Below are 20,257 nucleotides of genomic sequence, written 5' to 3' on the forward strand. Positions count from 1 at the left end.
GCTGGCACCGCGATCAGGCCCGGGGCGTTGCCCAGGCTGAGCAGCGCTCCCACGGGGGCCCGGGCCATCGGGCAGTCGGTTTCGACGCCACGCCCGAGACTGGTCACCCTAGAACTTCCGGGCGACAATAGGGCATGGGACTCTTTCGATCAGACGCCCGTCCCTTTTCGGACCGGGACTACGCAGGCAGACATTTGGCCAGCCATCTGGACACCTACCGAGACCAATCTGACTCCGTCGTCGTCCTCGGTCTGGCCCGTGGAGGCGTGCCGATCGCAGCCGCCGTGGCCCGCATCCTCGATGCCCCCTTCGACGCGCTGGTTGTGCGCAAGCTCGGCGTCCCCGGCCAGAAGGAACTCGCTTTCGGCGCCTTGGCCGCCCACGGACCGGATCAAGCCGAAGTACTGATGGACGAGGTTCTGGCCACCCTCCCCCCGGAAACACGCAGCAAGACCGCACTGGATGAAGTCCGGGACCGCGAATCCAGGGAACTACGACGCCGCCAGCTCTCCTACCTGCGCCGGCGCGGCATCGATGTCGGCGAACAAAACGTGATCCTCTGCGATGACGGGCTGGCCACCGGGGCGTCAATGCTCGCGGCCATCAAGGTCATCCGCCGGGGAAACCCCAACCGCGTGATCGTCGCTTCCCCGGTGGGCCCACCCGAGGTGTGCGCACAACTGGCAGCGGTAGCCGACGAACTAGTGTGCCCGCTGCAGCCGGAAGAATTCGGTGCGGTCGGTGAGTTCTATGCCAACTTCGCCCAGGTCAGCGACGAGGACGTGCTGCGCCTACTGGGCGGCTAGTCAAGAGCCTGTTCCACGCGAAAGGCCGCCCCACCCCCGAAGTGAATCCGGAAGGTGGGGCGGCCGTCGTCGTCCTCGGCGTTTCTACTTCTCGACGTAGTCCACGTGGTGTTCAACCATCAGGTCGACCCCGCGGGTTTCCTTCACCATGGAGACGGCGATCAAGGAGATGATCGAGATGACCACCACATAGATCCCGATGCTCCAGGAATGCCCGGTCTTCTCCAGCAGCAGCGCCGCGATCAGCGGGGCGAAGGCACCACCGAGGATCGCACCGAGTGCGTAGCCGATGGAGACCCCTGAGTAGCGAACCCTGGCGGGGAACATCTCGGCATAGAGTGCCGACTGCGGGCCGTAGGACAAGCCCAGTCCGATGGTCAGAACGAACAGCGCCACGAAGTACCAGTAGATGTTGGCTGTATCAATGAGGAACCACATCGGTACCGCCCAGAGGGCCACCAGGATGTAGCCGAGCTGGAAGGTGCGCACCCGGCCGATCTTGTCGGAGAGGATGCCCCCATACATGGTGAAGATCAGCCAACCGAAGGAGGCCAACGCCGTGGCCAGCAACACGGGGCCACGGTCCATCCCCAACGTCTTGGACGCGTAGGTGGCGAAGAAGGCGATGAGCAGGTAGCCGGCGGCGTTGTTGGCGATGAAGATCAGCGCGGTGAGGACCACTTCACGGGTGTTGTGCTTGAACAGCGTCTTCAGCGGTGCCGATGACTCCTTCTTGCGCTCCTGCAAGGCAGCGAAGACCGGGGACTCCTCCACCGAACGGCGGATGACGTAGCCGACGATGATCAGCACGATCGAGAACAGGAACGGAACGCGCCAGCCCCAGGAAAGGAACTCTTGCTCACCAATGAGGGTGGTCAACAGCCAGATGGTGCCGGTCGCCAGGATCATGCCGCAGGGGACACCGATCTGCGGGTAGGCGCCGAAGAACCCGCGGCGGTGATCCGGTGCGTGCTCAACCGACATCAGGGCGGCTCCGCCCCATTCGCCACCTGCCGAGAAGCCCTGCAAGACGCGCAGCAGGATCAGCAGGATGGCGGCCCATCCGCCGATCTGTGCGTGGGTGGGCAGTACGCCGATCAGCGACGTGGCCAGCCCCATCATGATCAGGGTGAAGACCAACATCTTCTTGCGACCGAGTTTGTCGCCCAGGTGGCCTGCGACGATGGCGCCCAGCGGGCGGAACAGGAACGAGATGCCGATGGAGGCCCAGGAGGCCAGCTGTGCACCGGTTTCCCCCAGCGGGGCGAAGAACAACGGGCCGAGGACGAGACCGGCGGCCTGTGCGTAGATGAAGAAGTCATACCACTCGATGGTGGTTCCGACGAGGGTTCCGGCCAGGACCTTGCGTTCCTCGCGCCGGGTGGCTGCAGTGGGTGCTGCTGCTGACAGGGACATGCGAACTCCAGTGTTCTGCGCTCTCTGCGCTAGGTGCATAACCGACCGAACGGACGGTAAGTGTGATCTATCTCATCGTAACCGATATGTTCGTCAATTTCTCGTCAACATTTCCCATATTTCGCCCAGATGACGACGGCACGGCTTAGAGCAGTTCTTCGACCCCGAGTTGGCTTCCCGGAATGGTGGTGAAGGCGCTATTGGCGAAGGCTAACGCATCGCCGGTGCGGTAGTTGAAGTCCTTCACCTCCCCCAGATACAGGGTGTGGTCCCCGCCGTCGTAGGCGGCCCAGGGGTCGCAGGAGAAATGCGCCAGCACGCCGGCGAGGCGTGGCGCTGTTTCGCCTTCGCCCCAGACGGGGTCCGGCCCCGGCTTGCCGGCAAAGTGCAGGGCCAAGGCCTGCTGTTCGGCGCCGAGGATGTTGACCGTGAAGGGCCGGTCAGCGAGCTCGTCGTGGGCACGGGTGCTGCGGGCAATGCTCACCAGCACCAGCGCGGGGTCCATGGACACGGAGGTGAAGGAGTTCACCGTGATCCCGTGGCGTTTAGTGGATCCATCGAAGGTCACGATGGTCACGCCGGTGGCAAAGCGCCCCAGGCTGCCCCTGAAGTGCCTCGGGTCGGTGGTCTCGATCCGGTGCGGTAGGCCGCCTTCGGCTACTTCGCCCTGCGGGTCCACGTCCATGTCCGAGCCTCCGTCGTCAGCGATCAGGACCTTGCCTTCACGACCACAGGTGTTCTATATTCGAACTTCTAGTTCTATGAGAGAACTACTTCAAACGTATCCCGGGGCTCTGCGGCGCACAAGAGCCCACGTCCCGGTCCCGAGCTCAAGGCGGTACCCGTGTCAGAGAGTTCCACGGCCGGTTCCCCGGCGCAAACCCTGTCCCGGGGGCTCCGCGCCCTGGAAATCATCACCGATCGTTCCGAGCCTCCCACGATCGCCGAACTGGCCGACGAGCTGGGCGTCCACCGCTCCATCGCCTACCGGATCCTGCGCACCCTGGAAGATCATGCCCTGGTCCGTCGAGATAGCACCGGCCGCCTCGAGGGTGCTCCGGGGCTGGCGTCCTTGGCCCGTGGAGTCCAACGTGATCTGCAAAGCGCCGCCCTGCCGGAACTGACCTCACTGGCCAACGAATTGGGGATGACGGCATTTCTGGCCGTCTGGGACCACGAGGACTGCATCACCTTGGTCTCCGTGGAACCACGACACAGCACGGCCACCGTCATGCAGCGTCCCGGTTCGCGGCATCCGTTAACCCATGGCGCCCCGGGCATCGCGATCCAGTCGGCGCATTCGCGCGCCGAATGGGAGGCGGTGGCACCGAAACATCCGTGGCGTGCGGCCGCCGACGAGGCCCGGAGGGCAGGTTATGCCACCAGCCTGGATGAGGTCATCCCTGGAGTTTCCTCCATCGCTGCGGCCCTTCACGTTCCCGGCCAGACCCCTGCCGCGTTAGCTGTCGTCTATGCCACGGCGGCCCATGAGGTGGACGCCGATACGGTGGGCCACCGCGTGGCCACCGCCGCGGCCACGGTCCAACTGGCGCTGGGCTGATCGTCGTTGCCCGGTCCGGCAGCTAAACGCTGTCGGTGCGCCGCACCCGTCCCAGCGCGAAGGTTCCTGCGCCCGCCCCAAAGAGGACGACGGCGGCAGCCGCCGCGACCAGGAACGCACCCTGCGGTCCCACCACATCGGCCAGCACCCCGGCGAAACCGTTGCCGATCGCGGTGCCGACGACAATCCCGCTGGCGAGCATCGTCATCACGGTGCCCATTCTGCCGATGGGTGCCACGTCTCCTCCGACGGTGAAGATCGTGACCAGAATCGGTCCGATCGGTAGGCCGATCAGCAGCAGGAACACGACCATGGTGCCCATCGTGTCAGGAACCTGCAGCAGCAGGGCCAACGGAATCAGCAGCAAGGCACAGGCCGCCCAGCGCACCGGTTGCGCCCAGCCACGTGGCCACAGCGAGACGGACAGGGCGGCGATGGCCGAGGTCAGTCCCAAGGCGGCATACAGCAGTCCGCCGGCGCTGGCATGACCGAAAAGTCCCGCATAGGACACGGCCCCGGCAGAGACTGAACCGAAGAGGGTCCCCATCCCCGTCATCCCCAGTACACACAGCCCCACGCGCACCACGCGGGCCGGGATCCATCCGGATCCGGGGACTGGTTCGGCGCCGGAATCCTGCAGTTCGATGGCGTGGGAGGTCGGGTGGACCGCGAAGGCCGGAACCAGAGCCGCGGTCAAGACGGCGGCCAAGGCCAGCGGTAACCAGGGCGCCGCGAGTGAGGCCAGCACGCCGACGAGCGCCGGTCCCATCACGAAGGTCAGTTCATCGACGGTGCTTTCGTAGCTCAGTGCTGTTTCGAGTTCCCGTCGGCCCCGGGAGCGCCCCTGGGTCAGGGCCATCCAACGCACGCGGGCCAGCGGGCCGACTTGCGGACAACTGGCCCCGGCAGCGAAGGAGATCACGATGACCAGGAGCAGGGATTCGGAGTCGATGATTCCGATGCCGGCCAGGATGAGCACCGCAACGACGAGTGCGTGGAGCAAGGCCACCGGGACCAGGACGGGCCGTTGGCCCCACCGGTCCGCAGCGTAGCCGATCAGCGGCGCACCGATGGCCGAACCAACTCCTACGGCCCCTGCAGCGATCCCACCGCTGGCATAGGAGCCGGTCGCGGTGCTGATCAGTGTCAGGGTGCCGATGGTGAGCATGGCCAGGGGCAGTCTGGCGAAGAAAGCCAGCGGGAAGAACCCCGGGCCGGCCAGTTCCAGCAGGCTGCGGAAACTACCACGAGAGCGGGTGGTGGTTTCAGTGGCGGGGTGCGCGCCCGTGGTGGGCGCCGAGGGATCGGTGTTCATGTATTTCACGGGTCCTCTAAGGTGCGCCCGTCCCAGCCACCCGGAGCGCCCTACCCTTTGCGCTCCCTATTCTACCGTGTCGGCCAAAACCACTTCGGTGGTGGAACCCGTGCGTTCCTTACGCACCCTCAACTGGGCAGGGATACGTTGTTTCATCTCGGCGACGTGGCTCACGAGGCCGACGACCCGGCCACCGCGGCGCAGCCCGTCGAGGGCATCCATCACCGTCTCCAGTGCCCCCTCGTCGAGGGAACCGAACCCTTCGTCAACGAAAAGGGTCTCGATGTCGATGCCTCCCGACTGCTGTTGGATGACATCGGCCAGCCCCAGGGCCAACGCCAACGAGGCCATGAAGGACTCCCCACCGGAAAGCGTCTGGGTGTCGCGGCGCTGGCCGGTCCAGGCGTCGAGCACATGCAATCCCAGACCGGATTTTGCGTTGCCCTTGGGGCTGTCGTCGTGGACCAGCGAATAGCGTTCGGCGCTCATGACCAGGAGGCGTTCGGTCGCGGCGGCCGCCACGGCTTCCAGCCGGGCAGCCAAAACGTAGGTGGACAAGGTCATCTTGAACCGGTTCTCCCCCAACCCCCGGGCGATATCGGCCATCGACTTCACCCGCGCATAGCGTTCCAGCACGGCGCCTTGGCTGGTCTCGAGTTCACGGAGGCGTTCGCTGCGCCGTCCGAAGCGTGAGGCATAGGAGCGCAGGACGGCGTCGCGTTCGAGCACCGTGTCACGTGCCGTGGCCGTTTCGGTGGCCGCGGCCCGGGCTTCGGCCAGTTCCTCCTGGCCAGGGACCGAGAACCCCGCTTCCACCTCGGTTTTGGCCCGGGCTACGGCTTCGGTTCCCGCCAGGGTGTCGATCCGTACTCCCTCGGCCGTGTGTTCGGCGATCTGGGCCTGTGCGCCGGCCCGTGCCTCCGGGTCCAGAAGTGCCGCGGCCCAGGCGGCGTCGTCGTGGAACCCGGCAGCATGGCGTTCGGTTTCCCAGGTAGCGGTGGCCGTGTCGGCGGCACGGCGGGCACTGTCGAGCGCACCGGCTGCCCGGGCTAGTTCCTCGAGCAGTCCCCTGGCACCCACCAGCAGTTCGTGGCGGGACCGTAAGGATTCTTCCTCGCCTCGCAGCCGTTTCAGCCGGGATTCGAGGGTGGTGATTCGTGTGCCGAGCTGTTCGATACTTCCGGCCAAGACGGTCAGTGCCGTGGCTTCGGCGGTGTTGTTCATGCGCAGGCGCTCGAACTTTTCGGTGGCCTCTTCAACCGCCGTTCGGGCGCGTTGGGCCTGCGCCGCGGACTCGGTAGCCTCCGCCAATGCTTGGTTGGCATCGGCGAGGGCTTGGTCGGCCTGTTCGGCTGTGGACTCCCCCGCTTGCCCTGCGGCCCGGGAGGCTGCCTCGCGGGCTGCATGGAGCCGGGAGGCCGCCTCGGTTTCGGCAGCATCGGCAGCGGCAGCCAGCTGACGGGCGCTCTCCTCGTCCTCTTCTTCGACGAGTTCACCGTCCGCTACCCTGGCCGGAGCCGGGTGCTCGGCCGAGCCACAGACCAGGCAGGCCTGCCCCGGAACCAGTTCCCGGGCCAAGGCCGCAGCCGCCTGGGCCAGCCGGGTCCGTCCCAGGTCCAGCAGCCGTTCACGGGCTGCCAGTTGTTCGTCCTTGGCCTGGGCCCACACAGTATGGGCTTGGGTTGCCGCGGCTTCGGCGGCCTGGCGGGCCGCGACGGCTGCCACCCGGTGCGCCGCGTCGTCCCGTGTGGCGGTGAGCGTCGGCAGCGTGCCGGCCGTCCCGGAGAGGGCTTCGGCTGCCTCCCGCAGTCGCGGCAGTGAGTCCCCGAGCGCCTCCTGTTCACGCAGTTTCTCGGCCTGTGCCGTCCTCTGCAGTTCAAGGTCAGCCTGGGATTTGTCCAGTTCAGTGTTGTGTTCGCTCAGTTCGCGCTCTTCGGGCAGGGCAGCCTCCAGCACGGCAGCGTCGCCGGTGACGCGCGAAGCGGCCTCGGCGGCGCGTTGCGACAGTTCTGCAGCTTCGGTCTCCGCCGGCCCATCATCGGTTGCGGCGTCCGTTTCGGTGAGCACGCCCGGTTCCGCTGCCGCGGCCAGGTAGTCGGCGGCCAGCCCACGGCCTGCGGCCTCGCGGACGGATTCCAGCGCCTGGTCGGCGTCCTGGACAGCTTGTGTTGCCCGGCGTCGTGCCTTGTCGCTGGGCTGAAGAGCCGCTGCCTGCTCATCCAAGGACACTCTGGCGGCCACGGCAGCCATCCGCTCGCCGCTCTCGGCATGGGTGGCGCGCAGCCGGTCCAGTTCGGCCAACGCCCGGTGGCGTTCGGCGGCTGCAGCGAGTTCGCTGGCGGCGGTTCGGGCCTGCGTCGCGGCGGCATCTGCCGCCGTCCGTTCGGTACTCAAACGTGCCGTGCTTTCCTGCAACCGTGTCTCCAGTAGCGTCAGCAGTTCCTTGCTGGAGAGCTCTTCCGGCGTCATGTCGGGCGCCGTACCCTCTTCGCCATCGACCGTATCGGCGGCAAACGGGGAGACTCCGTCGTCGTTGGAAAGGGATGCGGTGGCGTCTTCGATCAACTGGTCGACGGCTTCACTGCGGGCGCGGTCGGCCTCTTCGGCTGCCGTTCTAGCCGTCGCGAGTTCCTCGACGAGCAGCGCTTCGACGCTGTCGTAGAGACCGGTGTCGAAGAGTTTTTTGAGGAGCTCTTCGCGTTCCTTGTCCTTGGCGCGGAGGAAGGCGGCGAAAGCGCCCTGGGGCAACATGGCAACACGGGTGAATTCGTCCTTGCCCAAGCCGATGACTCCCCGTAATTCGGCGGAGACCTCGTCGTTGCGGGTGGAAATTTCCTTCCACTGGCCCTCCACGAGTTCGCGAAGCCGGCTCTGGGCCTGGGCCGTGGTGGTCTTCCCTGTCCCGCGTTTGGAAGGGCGCTGCCAGGCCGGTGATCGACGAACCTCGAAGCGGCGTCCGCCGGTACTGAATTCCAGGACGACCTCCGGCTCATCGGCTGGTCCCGCATGATCGCTGCGCAGCGATTTGGTGCCTTCCCGTGCCCCCGGGAGCCCGGCATACAGTGCGTAGCAAATCGCGTCGAGGATACTGGTTTTGCCGGCACCGGTTTCACCGTTGAGCAGGAATAGGCCAGCTGCGGAGAGTTCGTCGAAGTCGATATCCTGCCGCGCGGCGAACGGCCCGAAGGCGGCGATCTGCAGGTGGTGGACTCTCATCGTTCCACCTTCCCGCTGGTGGCCTGCTGAAGGATCCGGCCCAGCAATTCGGCCTCCGCCTCCGAGGGCGGGCGCTGGCGGACATGGTCGATGAATCCGGTGCAGACCTCCAACGGGCTTTCCGCCGCAGCCAGCCGGTCGCGGTAGCTGCGGGTGACCTCTGCCGGGCGGCCCTCGGGTTCGAAGTTCAGGACCAGGGTGTTCGGGAAGCGGGTTCGCAGCCGTTCCATCGCCTGGGAGGGACGTTCACGGTCCGTCAGCGTCACCTGGCACCAGGCTTCTTCGGCTCCTGCCAGGTCCGGGTCGGCCACGAGTTCCTCCAGGGGGCCCCGCAGAATGCGCAGCTCGGTGGCGGCGGGCCAGTCCAAGGCGTCGATGGAGGTGATGCCTTCGGCGGTGACCTCCAGCAACCAGGCCCCCTTGCGGTGGTTTGCTTCGGAGAAGGAGTAGGCGATCGGTGAACCCGAATAGCGGACCGTTTCGGCGAGGCGTTGGCGGCCATGCAGGTGTCCCAAGGCGGCGTAGTCCAAGCCGTCGAACTCTTCGATCGGAACGATGTCCAGCCCGCCGATGCTCAATTCGCGTTCCGAATCACTCGAGAGGCCCGTGGCTGCAAAAACGTGGGCCATGACGATGGAGCGGATGGGCGTCCCGGTTCCTTCCCGCCGCGTAGCCAGATCGGCACGAACCCGGCCCATGGCCGCCCGGACCACCGGCTGATGGCCGGGGGCCTCAACGCCCAACTGCTCGGCGACCATCCGCGGTTCAAGGTAGGGCAACCCGTAGATGGCCAGGGTGAAATTCTCGCCCTCCACCAGGGCCGGGGTGTCGAGGTCCGCGAGGCGGGTGCGTAGGTGCAGTCCGGCGCGTTCGAGCAGGCGGGAGCCGAAGCCCAGTCGCAGGGCCGAATCGTGGTTGCCGCTCGTGGCCACGACGGTGGCCCCCGCATCGCGTAACCGCACAATGGCGTCGTCGAACACGGTGACCGCATCGACGGAGGGCAGGGCCCGATCGTAGACGTCCCCGGCGATCAGGACCACGTCAACCCGTTCGTCCTTCACCGTTGTGAGCAGGGCATCAACGAAACCACGTTGGGCGTCCAGGAGTCCGGCGCCGTGGAAGGACCGGCCCAGATGCCAGTCGGAGGTGTGCAGAATCCGCATGAACCTAGACTATCGAGCACCACCGACGGGTTGGACCATGAAGACCCGGGTGGTGGAGCCAGTCCCCCGAGGGGCGGCTCCAACTGCGGGTTTCACCGCCCGCGATGGTCTTTGCCTCACCTTTGCTGGCCAGTCACGACGGGTGAGGGCACACTGGGGGTATGAGCGAACCTCAGGGCACCGGCGTTTCCCAGGATGCTTCCGAGCATCCTGACTCGGCCGGGACGCGAATTCCCACCACGGCCGCCGACATTATGAGCACCCCCGTGTTCACGGTTTCCCGTGACACGCCCGTCGAAGAAATCGCCGCCCTGCTGGGTCGGCACCGGATCAGTGCTCTGCCCGTCGTGGAAGATCCCGGGCATGTGCTGGGGCTGGTCAGCGAATACGATGTGCTCGCCAAACCCGGGCGGACCGCCGCCGAGGTGATGAGCCCCGGGGTCATCAGCGTTTCCGTCGACACACCGATCTCCGATATCCGGGCCCTGCTCGTGGATCAGCGGCTACGCCGTCTTCCCGTGCTGGACACCGGACGGCTGGCAGGAATCGTCAGCCGCCGCGACATCGTGGCCCTGCTGACCACCGAATGGGTGTGTGGAACCTGCGGCGAGCCGGCCCGTGGGATGGAAGCACCCGAAACCTGCCCCACCTGCGGGGGCTCCGGCAGCTTCAGACTTCAGGAACAGCCTCCCGGCCCCTAACCACAAAAGTGACGACGGCATGGAGGTAGGCCAGCAACGGAGGAACATGATGGTTGATCGGACGCAACAGCGCACCGCCGGGGAGGAAGACCCGCAGACGCTGATCGGGTTTTACCGGCAGATGGCACTGATCCGCAGATTCGAGCTGACGGCCGACCAGATGTATAAGCGGGCGAAGATCGGCGGGTACTGCCACCTCAACCTGGGTGAGGAAGCCAGCGTGGTGGGCCTGATGACCGCGCTCCAACCCCGTGACTACCTGTTTACCAACTATCGCGACCACGGTTATGCCTTGGCCCGCGGAATGAGTACCGGCGCGGTGATGGCCGAGCTGTTCGGCAAAAGCACCGGGGTTTCCAAGGGCCGCGGCGGTTCCATGCACATGTTCGACACCGAAACCCGCATGCTGGGCGGTTACGGCATTGTCGGTGGACAGCTTCCTCCCGCCACCGGGGCCGCCTTGGCGTTGACCTATCGCAGCGCACCGGGCCCGGACGCCGAAGTCGTCATGTGCCAGATGGGCGATGGAACCACCAATATCGGTGCCTTCCACGAATCGTTGAACCTGGCCTCCGTCTGGAACCTGCCGATCGTCTACGTGATCATCAACAACGGATTGGGCATGGCCACCACGGTCGATGCCGCCGCCGGTGAACCCGAACTATATAAACGCGGCTGCTCCTACCGCATCCCCGGTGAACGGGTGGACGGCAATGACGTGGTCGCCGTCAGGGATGCGGCCAACAGGGCCCTGGAGCGGGCCCGCCACGAACGCCAACCGTTCCTGTTGGAGCTGATGAGTTCACGGTTGCGTGGTCACTCGGTGGTCGACCCAGCACAATACCGCTCCCGCGAGGATGTCGAGGAAGCCCAGGCAGCTGACCCGGTTCCCGCCTTCCGTCAGCAGCTGGTGGCCTCGGGGGTGCTGGAGGAATCCGTGGCACAACAAATCGACACCGAAGCCCGCGAAGAGGTCGAGGCAGCGGTGGCCTTCGCCGATACCAGCCCCGATCCAACCCCCGATCAGCTCTTCGATTACGCCTATGCCACCCCCGTCGCCAATGCACCGGACACCCTGCCCGGACAACCAGTGATCGGCATGCCATGACCGGCGAAGAAGGAGTCCAGATGACCGTCACCACCTACCGGCAGGCCCTGAACGACGCCTTGCGTTCCGAGTTGACCCGCGACGAGAACGTCCTGCTGATCGGCGAGGAGATCGGCCTCTTCGAGGGTTCCTATAAGATCACCGCCGGACTCTTGACCGAGTTTGGTCCCCGCCGCGTTCTGGACACCCCCATTGCCGAAGAGGGGTTCGTGGGCGCCGCCGTCGGTGCCGCGATGCTCGGAATGCGTCCGGTGGTGGAGATCATGACCTTGAACTTCTCCCTGATAGCCATCGACCAGATCGTGAACCACGCGGCGAAGATCCACGGCATGTTCGGCGGCCAGAGCGCCGTCCCCCTGGTGATTCGGATGCCCGGCGGTGGTGGCCAACAGTTGGCCGCCACCCACTCCCAAAACCTGGAGGTCTGGTACGCGCATATCCCCGGGCTCAAGGTCGTGGCTCCTTCCACGCCCGCGGACGCCAAGGCCCTGCTGGTCGCGTCGATCCGCGATAACGACCCGGTGATCTTCCTGGAGAACTTGGCGCTCTACAACACTCGCGGTGAGGTTCCCGATGGGGACAACGTCGCCGAAATCGGCCAGGCTGCCATCGCCAAAGCGGGCAGCGACCTCACCGTCATCACCTACTCCCGGGCCACCACCGTGGCTCTCGAGGTGGCCCGGCAGCTGGAAGAGGAAGGCATTTCGCTCGAAGTGGTGGATCTGCGCAGCCTGCGCCCCCTGGACCGGGAAACCGTCTGTGCCTCGGTGCGCAAGACTAGCCGGGCCGTCGTGCTCGAGGACGACTGCCTCAGTTATGGCATCGGCGCCGAAATCTCGGCAACCCTCATGGAGGGGGCCTTCGACTACCTCGACGCCCCGGTGAGACGGGTGGCGGCGGCCGAAATCCCGCTTCCCTACGCGAAGCCCCTGGAAAGTGCCGCACTGCCGACCGCGAAGGACCTGATCCGGGTCGTCCGCGAACTTCTCGCCGCCACCAGCTTCACAGGATAGGAGACCGCGATGCCCGAGGTGAACATGCCCCGACTGTCCGACACCATGGAAGAAGGTGTCCTCAGCCGTTGGGTCAAAAAAGTGGGCGATACGGTGCGTGAAGGCGACGTGATCGCCGAAATCGACACCGATAAGGCCACCATGGATCTCGAGGCCTTCGACGAGGGCATTTTGGAGAAACTCCTCGTCGAAGAGGGGACGATGGTGCCCATCGGGGAACCTGTCGCCTTCATCGGTACCGGTGCCTCCGGCGACGGCGGTGGCAAAACCACCGGCGAACAGGCCGCCGCGGCCTCGAGCAGCCCGACCCCCACGGAACCCACCCCGGCCTCCGACCGCGTTCCTGCCGCACCGCCGGCGCAGCCCCGCACGCCGGCGGGCTCGACGGACCGGCAGTCCCCTGCCGGTGCCAGCAGCGGGCGTCTTCTTGCCTCCCCGCTGGCCCGCCGTATTGCCGAACAACACGGCATCGACCCGGCGGAAATCACCGGAACCGGCCCGGGTGGGCGCATTGTCAGGGCGGACGTCGAGGCTGCGGTCGCCGCCCAGGCCTCCGCTGCCCCCCGGCAGCGGCAGCCAGCGGACTCCACGCCGGTGAGTGCAACCGGCACGCAGCCGTCTGAATCGGTGGAGGTTCCCCTGACGATGATGCGCAAGGTGATGGCCCAACGGCTCACCGAAAGCGCCAGCGCCCCACACTTCTACCTGACTCACGTGGTGGCCATGGATCGACTCATGACCCTGCGCGCGGAGATCAATGAACGCTTCGCCGATTCAGGAGTCAAGATCAGTGTGACCGACCTGCTGGTCAAGGCGTGCGCACTCACCTTGGAGGACCACCCGCAGGTCAACGCCTCCTGGGCCGGAGATAAGATTCTGCAGCACCCCCGCGCACATATCGGGGTGGCGGTGGCCCTGGATGACGGGCTGATCGTTCCCGTGATCCGCGACGCAGCGACCAAGGGCCTGGAGGTGATTTCCACCGAAACCCGTGCGCTGGCGAAGAAGGCCCGGGACGGCAAGCTGACCCCCGCGGAATTCAGTGGCGGGACCTTCTCGATCAGCAATCTGGGCATGTTCGGAGTCGACAATTTCACCGCGGTGATCAACCCTCCCGAGGCAGCGATCCTGGCGGTGGGTGCCACCACCGAGGAGCCCTTCGTGCAGGACGGCCAGCTCTCCACCCGCCAGATCATGAAGATCACGCTCACCTCAGATCACCGGGTCTTGGACGGAGCCGTCTCGGCGGCCTTCCTCCGAGATCTCAAACGCACCCTCGAAGAACCCTTACGCATCATCATCTGATCGGCCTACCGGCCAGCGGTTCTCCCCACACCAGATGAGCTCTGGACTTTGGTACGGGGAAGTTGGTTAATGGGTTAAGAGCCGTCGCCCTGCAGAACACGGTTCTCGTGGTGGACCCACACGTTCGACGTGTTCTCCACGACGCCCGGGCGTCAGCGGGCTCCGCCACTCGCCGCGAGGAGGACCAGCCATGCATGAATATAAAGTCATCACCGACAAGATCAAGGACTACCCCGACTTCAAACCCTCGGATCTTGAAGCCAGTCTCAACGAGCATGCCCTGTCCGGGTGGAAGGTCGTCACCTGTTTCACGGACTCCACGGTGTGGCACGAAACCACGGTGACCACCATTCTGGAACGCCAAAGCAACTACACTACCAAGTCCTAGGGTGGCGGCAGGTCACCCGACGGTCCTCTGGACCAGTCGGGTGACTCAGACACCGCAAGACCCCGAACGACGCCGCAAATTTTCCTGCCGGGTCGAGGCGATTCCGCGGATCAGGGCCTTGGGCACCGTGGAGTCGGCTACCAGATTTTAGGAATCAAGACTGGGGTCCTGGCCTTATAGGCCTCGTAGTCAGCTTGGCCACCCCATTTGGCATCGGATTTCTTTTCCAACAGCGGGACCCCACTGACTTTGGTCAGGAGCAGAATGACAAGGACCGGGGAGATCAAGGCCACCAGCTGCCACCCTTGAAGCGCGGGGAAAGCGACGATGGCGACGCCGATCCACAGCAAGATCTCACCGAAGTAGTTGGGGTGGCGCGAGGTGGACCACAAACCGGTGGAAATGAATCCACCCTTTTTCGATGGGTTGCCGTTGAATCGTGATTTCTGCTGATCGGCCACGACTTCCAGACCGAATCCGAGCATCCACACCAGGACGCCAACGAGTGCGAACCAGTCCACGGCAACTCTATTTTCGGAGGTCATGGCAACCCACGCCGCCGCCGCGGTGAAGGTGACCCACAGCCCCTGGAGCGTCCACGTGCTCAAGAACCTGACGAAGGAGGGCTTGATCTCATCAAAACGATCATCCTTGCCAGCCCGGCTAATGCGACGGTACAAGAAGAGTCCGAGCCGCAGCGTCCAGATGAGAACCATGGTGGCCAAGATCAGCGAACGCGCGTCGATATCTGGAAGGGCCAGGAGAATCATGACCGTAATGGTGACATAGCTCAGCATGCCGGTGAGGTCGTAGTATTTTTCCGTCTGGGCCAGAAAAGCAGGAATAAAGGCTATCCACTGAATCACGATGGCCATGCCCACGGCCAGGGCAAAGACGGGGATTACTCCCAGAGTGACACCGCCACTGCTGCCAGCGGCAGCAAGCAAGGCTGCGATGATCAGCACGATGGGCAACGTGATCAGCGCCTTGCGCTCAGATTTTTTCACTGGACGGTTCCTCTCTGACATGCGGAGCTTGTGCGGAGACGTTTTCCCCGGAAACTATGGTGCATATAAAATTTCATTCAATCTTTTGATGATCAAAGAATATTGACTATACTCGAGGCTTGCCCTTAAGGAATGGAAGTAGCCATGTTGTCTTATCCTTCCGTCGCCACGACCTTGCAGGAAATGTTGATCCTGGCCCGCGAGAGCGAGAGGGAAATGGCTCTGGGCTTGGGCCTGAATCTCAACGATTTTCGTGCCCTTTCGGTGCTGACCCAATCAGGACCGATGACGTCGGGAGATCTCGCGCTGGAGCTGGGTTCCACCGCGGCTACCACTACGGCCATCACCAACCGTCTGGAGCTCAATGGTTACCTCACCCGTAACCGCGGCGCGGCAGATAGGCGACACGTCATGTTAACGGCGACCAACGAGGCCTTCCACGAAATCCGGAACCTGACCCATCCACTGGCGACCGCCATCTACGAACAGCTCCGGGCCCTCCCCGTTGAGCACGGCACCATCGTCAGCAATTTTCTTGACGCTACCCAGGACCTGATGCGTCACCACCTGCAAACACTGTCGAATGGGAACACCCCGTGAAAGAGTTCACCACGCCATCCTTGGTGGTTCCGGCCGTCTATCGAAACGCGACAGAGCTTTTGATGCAGCGGCTCAGGAGTTCGCCCCACCACATAGCTTTCGAAGTTCGTTCCGGCGGCTCGGCGATCGCCGATCCCTGGGTCCCAGTGAGCACCAGCGCGTTCGTCGGGCAGGTGCAAGCTCTGGCCAAGGGCTTCATGGCCGCGGGCCTCCAGCCCGGTGGATCCATAGCCATCATCTCACCCACCCGCTATGAATGGGCCCTGGCGGACATGGCCGCCTGGTTCGCTGGCGCTGTTGTCGTGCCGCTCTACGAAACCGCCGCACTCAACCAGATCTCGGCTATCGTCACCGACGCTGACGTGCGCTTCGGTGTTGCCGGTACGACAGAACACGCCCGCCTGCTTAAACAAGGATTCGAGCAAGCCGGTGTCCTCGACGGGCGCATCTGGACGATGGACCGCCAGACGGAGTCCTCCCTGGACGACCTGGTGCAGATCGGCGAACACCTGACCGACGAGGCCTTGGAGCAACGACGGCTACTGGCCACACTGGATTCGGTGGCAACCATCGTCTACACATCGGGGACCACGGCTGACCCGAAGGGCGCGCTCATCACCCATGGAAACTTCGTCAACCAGGTACTGAATGTGGCCGGATCCTACTCCGAGGTGGTCAAGGAATCCGGAAACACGGTGATCTTCCTCCCGATGGCCCACGTACTGGCTCGCGAGCTACAACTGATCTGCCTGGCCAACGGCATGCGCATTGCCCACTTGGACGATACGCGTGAGGTGGTACCGGCTTTGGGCGCACTGAAACCCACCTTCTTGGTGGTGGTCCCGCGTGTTCTGCAAAAAATACAGACATCCGCTGCGGCAGCCGCAGAAGCAAAACATCTCGGCCCCCTCTGGAAGATGGCACAGGAAACCGCTGTGCAGTGGGGCCGGCTGGCAGAGCGTCGCGATACACATCCGGCAGCACGAGCCGGGCTCGGGCTCGGGATCAAACACGCGATCTTTGATGGATTGTTCTATGCCCGCATCAGAAAACTCGTCGGTGGGCGCCTGGACTATCTCCTTTCCGGCGCCGCCGCGCTGGACGCTGAACTCTCGCTGTTCTTCCGCGGTCTGGGATTGCCCGTCATCGAAGGATACGGACTCACCGAAACCACGGCTCCGCTGACCGGTAACCTTCCAGGAGCCATCAAGGCAGGCTCCGTGGGAGTGCCCATGCCGGGAACCACCGTCCGCATCTCGGATCAGGGTGAGGTCCTGGCTCGCGGGGCCGGAGTATTTTCCGGATACAACAGGCCCGCGGATAACACCAATGCCTTCATCGATGGCTTCTTCCGGACCGGTGACCTCGGCGAACTCGATGACCTCGGGCAGCTGACCCTCAAGGGGCGCATCAAGGATGTCCTCGTCACAGCAGGCGGCAAAACCGTTTCCCCCACCATCTGGGAAGGCTACGTCGAAAACGATCCACTGATCGCCCATGCCGTGATGGTGGGAGAAGGCCGCCCGTTTCTCGGCGGCCTGTTGCTCCTTGACTTCGAAGCCGTCGTCGATTGGGCACATCAACACGGATTCACCCGTCTGGCGGGCCTTCGAATCCCCGAGGCCGGCGGGGCGGTATCCATCGAGGACCACGGACTTCTCGAAGCGCTCAATCAGACGGTCAGCAGCGCGAATTCGAAAGTGTCCCGTCCCGAGCAGGTACGCAAGTTCCTCCCGCTACTGACCGATCTCAGCGAAGCAAGCGGAATCATGACTCCCACCCTGAAGCTCAAGCGCGGGATCTTCACCCAACGTTCGCGTTCGTTCGTCGAGAAGATCTACGCGCACTCACCGGAGCAAGGCTAGATTTCCCGGGCCATCTCCTAGACTGTTCGGGTGACTCAGACACCGCAAAACCTCGAACCGCGCCCCGAATTTTCCGACAGGGTCCTCGCCGTCCTGCGGGCCACCGCGGCCGGCGCCGCCGCAGCTCGGGCCGGTCAGGTCCCGGGTGAGACGGAGACGCTGCAGCTCTTCCTGTTCGATGGGCTCCTGGAAGCCGTTGAATGGGCCAACGACGGGGTGGCCTCCGATGAGGCTGCCTGCCTGTGGTTGGCCGGGCTGCGCTGGAACCGCGCGGTCACCGGCTCCTTCCCCGACGGTGCCCCGGAACCGCTCCCCCGGTGGATCGACGCAGCTTTCTCGGCCACCGACGAGCTCGCTGCCCCCTCCCTGGCTCCTGCCGATCCGCAAAACCGGAAGGCCCTGGCCGACCCGGATATGGCCAGCACCGGCAGACCGGCCCACCCCACGGCGGATGGTCCGGGGGTCTTGCCGCGGGCAGCGGTCATGGCCCTGTTGCCGCGCGTCGATGAGGGAACGACGGCACGACTGGCCTCCGATGCCGCCGCCCTGACCCACGGCGCCCCCGGAGCGCACCGGGCTGCCTCCTATGCCGCCCGTGCGGTGCGCGCCGGCCTGGACCTCGGAGCCCAGGCCCCGCAGCGGTGGAAGGAAATACTGCAGGAGACAGCTGATGACGACGGTGCCGCCTGCGCCGCCTTACGCGCAGCACTGCAGGCGGCCATCGATGAACTAGCGACCCGGCAGGCAGCTACCGATGAGACCGGGGATGCCTCCGCCGTCGTACGGCGTCTGGGGACGACGCCGGATCCCGATACGGCAGGATACGCTGCGGCATTGGTCGCCTCGGCCACCGGGTATCGCCAGGCAGCCGAACTGCCGACCAGCACCGTGGATTCGGTGATCTCCCAGATGCACCACCGGTGGGTTGAGGCCGTGCTCGGCACTGCCCCCGATCAGGCCGGCTGATCAGGGAAGCCGGAACCCGCCGACGAGCTGCAGGAATTCGCCCTCCGAGAGCAGCGAGACCTCCCGTCCTGCCTCGCGCAGCCGCAGGACATGTTTGACCTTGGAGGTCAGACGCGTGGTGTGCAGGTCACCGGGAACGAAGCCGTCACCGACGATCAGGACCGTGGTGGCTCGGGTGACCCGGCTGGCACAGGTGGCCCCGTTCTCGGCGGCCCGGTTCTTGGCTTCCTGCCGGGTGATGCCCAGGTTGCCGGAAAAGACCACCGTTTCCCCATAGAGCGGGTTTGACGGGTCGGCCTCGGGATTCGGAGGCGGGTTCTCCCCCTCGGAGGGCCAGCCTCCGGCCCAGGTCGGTTGGGCGGGGACCAGCATTCCTGCTGCCAGCCGTTCCTGGGCCGATACCGTGGCCTTGGACAGTCCGTCCCCGGGGGCGTAGGCCGCTGCATGGCCCATCGCCACCCGTACCGCCGTCGCGGCGTTGGACACCGAATCGACGACATGACGGTGCCCGATGTCGATCATGATGGAGGCGCAGGCCCGCGCGTCCGCCAGGGCATCGTGGTGGTTCTCCATCGGGGATCCCGCTGCTTCGGCTACGAAGGGCAGCGAATAGGACTGCAGCGAATACGTTTTGCGCGCCAATTTCACCGTGCAGGCGAAATCGTAGGCGGGACCCGCCAGCTCGGAGACCTCCAGTGCGGAGCGGATGACGCCGAGGTCGAAGGCCGCATTATGGGCCACGACAGTATCCGAGCCGATGAAGGAGGCCAGTTCCCCGAAGACCTCGCCAAAGCGGGGCGCGGTGGCCACCATTTCGGCGGTGATCCCGTGGATCTGCACGTTGCGCGGGTCGAAATGGTCGAATCCCTCGGGTGGGCGCATCAGCCAATAGGCCTCATCGACGATCCCCCCGTCGCGGACGCGGGTGACGCCAACGGAGCAGGCCGACCCGCGAAATCCATTGGCTGTCTCGAAATCGATCGCCGTAAAGTCCAAAGCCACCCCACTACCTTAGCGGGGCCCGGCTGGGAGTCTGCCCACACTTTGGTCCGGCGGACCGTTTCGGAGCAGCCGGCGGCCCGGCCGCCGGTAAGCTGGGGCACGTGATGATTGACGCCCTGAGCCCGGCCCTGGACGCCGCAGTGACCCTCCAGCCTCAGATGGCCGGCTTGCTGCCGGACTTCCTGAACCCCGATGTCTTCCTGCGTGACCCGCGGTTGGCCCCCTGGATCGTGCTGCTGGTCTGCGGCATCGTCTTCGCAGAAACCGGCCTGCTGGTTGGTTTTTTCCTGCCCGGTGACTCCATGCTCTTCACCGCCGGCCTCCTCGTCGCCACCGGGGCCATCGACGTGAACCTGTGGGTCTTCGCCGGCTGCGTGTTCCTCGCCGCCTTCGCCGGGGACCAGACCGGCTATCTCATTGGTCATAAGGCGGGGCCAGCGGTCTTCAATAAACCCGATTCGCGTTTCTTCAGGAAAGAATATGTGGACAAGGCCCACGAGTTCTTCGAACGCTTCGGCGGCCGTGCGGTCATCCTGGCCCGCTTCGTGCCGATCGTGCGGACCTTCGTTCCCGTGATCGCCGGTGTCGCGAAGATGCACTACCGCACCTTCATCGCCTTCAACCTCGTCGGGGCACTGCTCTGGGGGGTCGGGGTGACCCTGCTGGGCCACTGGCTCGGGCAATACTCCTGGGTCGGAAACAACATCGACATCATCTTCGTGGCCATTGTGCTGCTCTCGGTGGTCCCGATCGCCGTGGAACTGATCAAGGCACGCCGGAAACCAGCCCAGAGGTAGTTCACCGCAAGAATACCCCTGATCCGCT

18 protein-coding genes are annotated in these 20,257 nt (G+C 64.9%); 11 read left to right on the forward strand and 7 right to left on the reverse strand.

Translation table 11 applies throughout. From position 1 onward, the window contains the following. Window positions 1-194 precede the first annotated feature (194 nt). Window positions 195-806, forward strand: coding sequence for a phosphoribosyltransferase (locus AC3ZI9_RS09510; RefSeq protein WP_443425376.1), 612 nt, complete (start codon window positions 195-197; stop codon window positions 804-806). An 84-nt stretch (window positions 807-890) separates the two neighbouring features. Here the strand turns inward: AC3ZI9_RS09510 and AC3ZI9_RS09515 are convergent, their stop codons facing one another. Together AC3ZI9_RS09515 and AC3ZI9_RS09520 are read right to left on the reverse strand one after the other, a co-directional pair. Then, entirely contained in the window at window positions 891-2,222 is a 1,332-nt protein-coding gene (locus AC3ZI9_RS09515) for an MFS transporter (RefSeq protein ID WP_086998443.1), read from the reverse strand. A gap of 145 nt (window positions 2,223-2,367) precedes the next feature. Next, complete coding sequence (locus AC3ZI9_RS09520) at window positions 2,368-2,907, reverse strand: flavin reductase family protein (protein WP_489923547.1); 540 nt, start codon at window positions 2,905-2,907, stop codon at window positions 2,368-2,370. Between the two features lie 159 nt (window positions 2,908-3,066). On the opposite strand from AC3ZI9_RS09520, the gene AC3ZI9_RS09525 reads away from it, so the two are divergent. Continuing rightward, window positions 3,067-3,783, forward strand: coding sequence for an IclR family transcriptional regulator (locus AC3ZI9_RS09525; protein ID WP_441391719.1), 717 nt, complete (start codon window positions 3,067-3,069; stop codon window positions 3,781-3,783). A 22-nt stretch (window positions 3,784-3,805) separates the two neighbouring features. Here AC3ZI9_RS09525 and AC3ZI9_RS09530 read toward each other — a convergent pair whose 3' ends face one another. From AC3ZI9_RS09530 to AC3ZI9_RS09540, 3 genes are all read right to left on the reverse strand, one after another. Then, window positions 3,806-5,098 carry an MFS transporter gene (locus AC3ZI9_RS09530; protein WP_489923548.1) on the reverse strand — a complete coding sequence of 431 codons (1,293 nt, stop codon included), beginning with the start codon at window positions 5,096-5,098 and terminating at the stop codon, window positions 3,806-3,808. Between the two features lie 66 nt (window positions 5,099-5,164). Further along, window positions 5,165-8,314 carry an AAA family ATPase gene (locus tag AC3ZI9_RS09535; protein ID WP_489923549.1) on the reverse strand — a complete coding sequence of 1,050 codons (3,150 nt, stop codon included), beginning with the start codon at window positions 8,312-8,314 and terminating at the stop codon, window positions 5,165-5,167. Further along, window positions 8,311-9,477: an exonuclease SbcCD subunit D gene (locus tag AC3ZI9_RS09540; protein WP_489923550.1), complete on the reverse strand. Its 1,167-nt coding sequence runs from the start codon at window positions 9,475-9,477 to the stop codon at window positions 8,311-8,313. Before AC3ZI9_RS09540 ends, AC3ZI9_RS09535 begins: the two co-directional genes overlap by 4 nt. 161 nt (window positions 9,478-9,638) lie before the next feature. Here AC3ZI9_RS09540 and AC3ZI9_RS09545 point away from each other — a divergent pair, with 161 nt between their 5' ends. From AC3ZI9_RS09545 to AC3ZI9_RS09565, 5 genes are all read left to right on the forward strand, one after another. After that, a complete protein-coding gene (locus AC3ZI9_RS09545) occupies window positions 9,639-10,178 on the forward strand; it encodes a CBS domain-containing protein (RefSeq protein WP_443347319.1) in 540 nt (179 codons plus the stop codon). Between the two features lie 46 nt (window positions 10,179-10,224). Further along, window positions 10,225-11,286: a pyruvate dehydrogenase (acetyl-transferring) E1 component subunit alpha gene (gene pdhA, locus AC3ZI9_RS09550; RefSeq protein WP_489923551.1), complete on the forward strand. Its 1,062-nt coding sequence runs from the start codon at window positions 10,225-10,227 to the stop codon at window positions 11,284-11,286. A 20-nt stretch (window positions 11,287-11,306) separates the two neighbouring features. Next, window positions 11,307-12,299, forward strand: a complete 993-nt coding sequence (locus tag AC3ZI9_RS09555; protein ID WP_489923552.1) for an alpha-ketoacid dehydrogenase subunit beta — start codon at window positions 11,307-11,309, stop codon at window positions 12,297-12,299. A 9-nt stretch (window positions 12,300-12,308) separates the two neighbouring features. Then, the gene (locus AC3ZI9_RS09560; protein WP_489923553.1) at window positions 12,309-13,604 is read left to right on the forward strand and encodes a pyruvate dehydrogenase complex dihydrolipoamide acetyltransferase; all 1,296 of its coding nucleotides are present in this window, start codon (window positions 12,309-12,311) and stop codon (window positions 13,602-13,604) included. 190 nt (window positions 13,605-13,794) lie between these two features. Continuing rightward, entirely contained in the window at window positions 13,795-13,992 is a 198-nt protein-coding gene (locus AC3ZI9_RS09565) for a DUF4177 domain-containing protein (protein ID WP_086998421.1), read from the forward strand. Between the two features lie 137 nt (window positions 13,993-14,129). On the opposite strand, the gene AC3ZI9_RS09570 is transcribed toward AC3ZI9_RS09565, so the two are convergent. Continuing rightward, on the reverse strand, window positions 14,130-14,999 hold the full coding sequence (locus AC3ZI9_RS09570; protein WP_489923554.1) for a DUF1295 domain-containing protein: 870 nt from the start codon (window positions 14,997-14,999) through the stop codon (window positions 14,130-14,132). Between the two features lie 132 nt (window positions 15,000-15,131). Here AC3ZI9_RS09570 and AC3ZI9_RS09575 point away from each other — a divergent pair, with 132 nt between their 5' ends. The 3 genes from AC3ZI9_RS09575 (at window position 15,132) to AC3ZI9_RS09585 (ending at window position 18,430) form a co-directional block, all read left to right on the forward strand. Then, window positions 15,132-15,599 (forward strand): MarR family transcriptional regulator, encoded by a 468-nt coding sequence (locus AC3ZI9_RS09575; protein ID WP_489923555.1) that lies wholly within the window; start codon window positions 15,132-15,134, stop codon window positions 15,597-15,599. Window positions 15,600-15,745: 146 nt separating this feature from the next. Continuing rightward, window positions 15,746-17,464 carry an AMP-dependent synthetase/ligase gene (locus tag AC3ZI9_RS09580; protein WP_443382665.1) on the forward strand — a complete coding sequence of 573 codons (1,719 nt, stop codon included), beginning with the start codon at window positions 15,746-15,748 and terminating at the stop codon, window positions 17,462-17,464. Window positions 17,465-17,494: 30 nt separating this feature from the next. Then, entirely contained in the window at window positions 17,495-18,430 is a 936-nt protein-coding gene (locus AC3ZI9_RS09585) for an ADP-ribosylglycohydrolase family protein (protein WP_443384086.1), read from the forward strand. On the opposite strand, the gene AC3ZI9_RS09590 is transcribed toward AC3ZI9_RS09585, so the two are convergent. Next, window positions 18,431-19,432 (reverse strand): 3'-5' exonuclease, encoded by a 1,002-nt coding sequence (locus tag AC3ZI9_RS09590; protein ID WP_441380072.1) that lies wholly within the window; start codon window positions 19,430-19,432, stop codon window positions 18,431-18,433. It lies immediately after the preceding gene. 104 nt (window positions 19,433-19,536) lie between these two features. On the opposite strand from AC3ZI9_RS09590, the gene AC3ZI9_RS09595 reads away from it, so the two are divergent. Beyond that, entirely contained in the window at window positions 19,537-20,229 is a 693-nt protein-coding gene (locus tag AC3ZI9_RS09595) for a DedA family protein (protein ID WP_443384090.1), read from the forward strand. Window positions 20,230-20,257 lie beyond the last annotated feature (28 nt).

The organism is Arthrobacter sp. AOP36-F1-5 (genome assembly GCF_058137995.1).